The organism is Paenibacillus sp. OT2-17, assembly GCF_009827695.1.
GTDB lineage: Bacteria > Bacillota > Bacilli > Paenibacillales > Paenibacillaceae > Paenibacillus > Paenibacillus polymyxa_B.
In genome coordinates, this window is the sequence record NZ_WUDQ01000374.1 from 1 (window position 1) to 3675 (window position 3675).

At 42.1% G+C, this 3675-nt stretch carries 4 protein-coding genes; 2 read left to right on the forward strand and 2 right to left on the reverse strand.

From position 1 onward, the window contains the following. The first annotated feature begins 536 nt into the window (after nt 1-536). Nucleotides 537-839 carry a hypothetical protein gene (locus GRP75_RS21455; RefSeq protein WP_237449128.1) on the forward strand — a complete coding sequence of 101 codons (303 nt, stop codon included), beginning with the start codon at nt 537-539 and terminating at the stop codon, nt 837-839. Next, entirely contained in the window at nt 823-1179 is a 357-nt protein-coding gene (locus tag GRP75_RS29935) for a DUF6199 family natural product biosynthesis protein (RefSeq protein WP_237449129.1), read from the forward strand. The genes GRP75_RS21455 and GRP75_RS29935 overlap by 17 nt, the downstream gene beginning before the upstream one ends. 577 nt (nt 1180-1756) lie before the next feature. Here GRP75_RS29935 and glnA read toward each other — a convergent pair. Together glnA and GRP75_RS21475 are read right to left on the reverse strand one after the other, a co-directional pair. Then, complete coding sequence (gene glnA / locus GRP75_RS21470; protein WP_013310575.1) at nt 1757-3085, reverse strand: type I glutamate--ammonia ligase; 1329 nt, start codon at nt 3083-3085, stop codon at nt 1757-1759. A 117-nt stretch (nt 3086-3202) separates the two neighbouring features. Beyond that, the gene (locus GRP75_RS21475; RefSeq protein ID WP_007430683.1) at nt 3203-3616 is read right to left on the reverse strand and encodes a MerR family transcriptional regulator; all 414 of its coding nucleotides are present in this window, start codon (nt 3614-3616) and stop codon (nt 3203-3205) included. Nucleotides 3617-3675: the final 59 nt, after the last annotated feature.

Below are 3675 nucleotides of genomic sequence, written 5' to 3' on the forward strand. Positions count from 1 at the left end.
CTCACCGCTACTGTTTCATACACTTTGTATTTACTCACGGGTTATCTCTCCTTTGGTATAGGGGATGCATTGTGTCTCTCTCCTTTATGGAAAGTTGCCCCTCCTTCTTGTCCCCTATGGGTTCAAAACTTTTTAATGCAATGCTCCAAAATACTTTCATGGCATTGGCTTTGTATAAACGGTCTTCGCATCTTCATATGTCAGGCGAAAATATGCACTTTTCTCATCCCATCCGCCTCGTTTTGTAGCTAACCCTTTAGCAACAAGATCATTCCAAACCGATCGACCGTGTCACAGTAAAAATTGTTTTTGTCGGCTTTATGTTGTAGTTAAGCACAAAGCGTGCTCACCAAGCCCTCAACACTGAATATCTTCTGCATAAACTATCAAAAAGGAGATGAGATAATGACTAGATTGTTAGATGCTCGAACATCTCAAAATGCAAGCTATGGTATACAATCTCAATTCCCTTGCCAGCCAATACTCCTGTAGCCATCGCAGAGCTTGGCTTAGACGTGACGGGCGCTGGGGAAAATATGCGTGTACAATTATCAGGGATTGCTGAGCTTTCATTTCCCGCTACTCCACCATTTGACTCCGTTATTGCTATTTCTATTGTTAGAGGCACTCTCGACTCTCCTGTTGCTTATGCTCTTTACTCTGTTAGTGTCTCAGAGGCAAATCCCAACGCTGTGCAGGTCGTCACCATTAATGCTTCCGATTACAATGTCCCTCTACCACCATCAAATGAATTGGTGTATACCTTATATCTATTTTGCACAGCGGATGCCACCCGAATAGGAATAGAAAGTTTTAACGCGGTTGCCTATTCAGATTAAAATTACACCTTCAGATGGAGGGCAAAGCCCTCTTATTTTTCTTCTATCCGTCCTTGAGGGACGATACTTTCCATCTGTCGTTCTTTTTTGGTATAGTTTACTTAAAGGGGCTGATCCAATGGGATTCATGCTTATTTTTATTGCGATTATTTTTTTCTCACTTGGTATTTTAAGTAAACGAAATCCCACTTGGGGATGGCGTGCAAACGAAGCCTGGAAGATCAAAGGTGACTCAGAACCAAGTGATGCTTACATTGATGACATGAAATTTAGAGGCTCTGTATCGATTCTCTTTGGGTTCTTCTTTTTAACATGTGGACTTTTGGTTATATTCCTGTAAGTTCTACTATCTGTTTTCAATCCTCAAATTACCCACATCCATAAGGCACTTGCTGTTTGGCGGCGACTCCCAAAATGTCACTGCTCACGTTTTCAAAAACAGAAATCTGTCTCTCATCCATAGCTTCCAGCAATCAAACTTCCTTAATCTTCAAAGACCGACTGCCGCTGTAGTAAGTAGTAAAAATCATTTTTCTCGCATAGTATTTACTCATCTAACCAGCCACCTATAAGGAAGAACAATGTAGAAACTCGACTCGTCACTTTGGAGTGTGAGTAGCTTAGAAGAGCCAGTATACCCGAGTGTAATGACTTCATTTTCTAAGACTTTCAAGGCATCCAACACATATTTGCATTCAACGTTAATTTAAAATTTTTTCACAGCCGACGTTTATGCACACATCTACAAAAAAATAGAGATGAATAGCATGGAGAAATATGAGTCTTTTACCGGGAGTCTTCTTCAATAATATTTTTTTATGGGGAGATTGTGGGGAGAACTAATTAGTCTCAAATGACGGATGGATTACACACAAAAAAAATCCCTCAACGCTTAGAGCGCCAAGGGATTTCCCATTTTAGTAAAGCGTCAGATATTGATCACGTTCCCATTGATGCACTTGGGTGCGATACATATCCCATTCAATTTCCTTAAGCTCATAGAAGTAGGCCAGAGCATGGTCGCCCAGTGCGTCAGAGATAACTTCGCTCCGAATAAGTTCAGACAAAGCTTCTTTCAAGTCTGCAGGCAGACTTGGAATGCCTTCTTCAATCCGCTCTTCCTCAGACATCACGTAAATGTTACGATCAATCGGAGCTGGCAGAGCCAACTGACGTTTGATACCATCCAAACCAGCTCTCAGCATCACTGCCAAGGCCAAATAAGGATTCGCTGCCGGGTCAGGGTTACGAACTTCGACGCGAGTACTCAGACCACGAGATGCGGGAATCCGAATCATTGGACTGCGATTGCTTGCAGACCAAGCCACATAACAAGGCGCTTCATAACCTGGTACGAGACGTTTGTAGGAATTTACCGTTGGATTCGTGATCGCTGCCATTGCACGTGCATGTTTAAGAATACCAGCCATATAGTGGCGGGCTGTCTGGCTTAATCCGAGTTCATCCGTTTCATCATAAAATACATTTTCATTATCCTTAAACAAGGATTGATTGCAGTGCATACCGGAGCCATTTACACCAAACAAAGGTTTTGGCATAAAGGTAGCATGCAAACCATGCTGACGAGCAATCGTCTTAACAACGAGCTTGAACGTTTGAATCTGGTCGGCAGCTTTAATTGCATCTGCATATTTAAAGTCAATCTCATGCTGACCAGGTGCAACTTCATGATGAGATGCTTCAATTTCGAAGCCCATCTCTTCAAGCTTAAGTACAATTTCACGACGGCAGTTTTCACCTAGATCCATCGGAGCCAGGTCAAAATACCCGCCTTGGTCATTCAGTTCTGTAGTCGGCTCGCCTTTTTCATCCGTTTTGAACAAGAAGAATTCAGGCTCTGGTCCGACATTCATCGAAGTATATCCCAACTCTTCTGCTTCCTTAAGTACACGTTTCAAGATACCCCGCGGGTCGCCTGCAAACGGAACTCCGTCCGGCTTGTAAATATCGCAGATCAAACGAGCTACACGATCCGAGGTTACCCAAGGGAATACAACCCAAGTGTCCAAATCCGGATATAAATACATATCAGATTCTTCAATACGCACATAACCTTCTATGGAAGAACCGTCAAACATCATTTTATTATCCAATGCTTTTTCCAGTTGACTAACCGGAATTTCAACGTTCTTAATAGTGCCCAGCAAATCTGTAAATTGCAAACGAATAAAACGAACATTTTCTTCTTTCGCAATCCGAAGGATATCTTCTCTGCTATAACTCACTCTAACCTCTCCCTTTCTGTAACGACTATATACGAATCGGTTGTTGTATAAATTACTTAAATGATGAGACCGGGTTTTAAAGTAAAGCGACCTTATGCCAAGAGGTAAGTCAAAGCATTATCTCTTATTGAAGAACCGTGATAATTCGCCTTGGATCAGGGATACCTGTCCTGGTCTTTTGCCTGCAACAAGTTGTTGTTTCAGCAAGCGGTGAAGCTGAGTATCGGACATTTCACGGCGTTTGACTTCCGTATCTGCAGTAATAACCGTAGCTTCCTCCGATTCCTTGGTAACCGGATTCATGACTTGTTTAATTCCCGCAATGTTAACACCCTTCTCGATCAACGCCTTAATTTCAAGCAGACGCTCTACGTCATTAAAAGAAAAAAGACGTTGGTTTCCCGATGTACGGGCAGGAACTATCAAGTTATGCTGTTCATAATAACGAATCTGACGTGCTGACAAGTCCGTTAGCTTCATGACAATACCTATTGGAAATAAGGCCATATTTCTGCGAATTTCGTCGCCCATTTGTCATCAACCTTCCAGTGATCTATTATTCACCTTATTGTACATTTAGCTGATGCAAA

Bases quoted from the DNA above. Each gene is read 5' to 3' on its own strand.
- GRP75_RS21455 (WP_237449128.1), top strand. From the start codon at position 537: ATGCGTGTACAATTATCAGGGATTGCTGAGCTTTCATTTCCCGCTACT.
- GRP75_RS21475 (WP_007430683.1), bottom strand. From the start codon at position 3,616: ATGGGCGACGAAATTCGCAGAAATATGGCCTTATTTCCAATAGGTATT.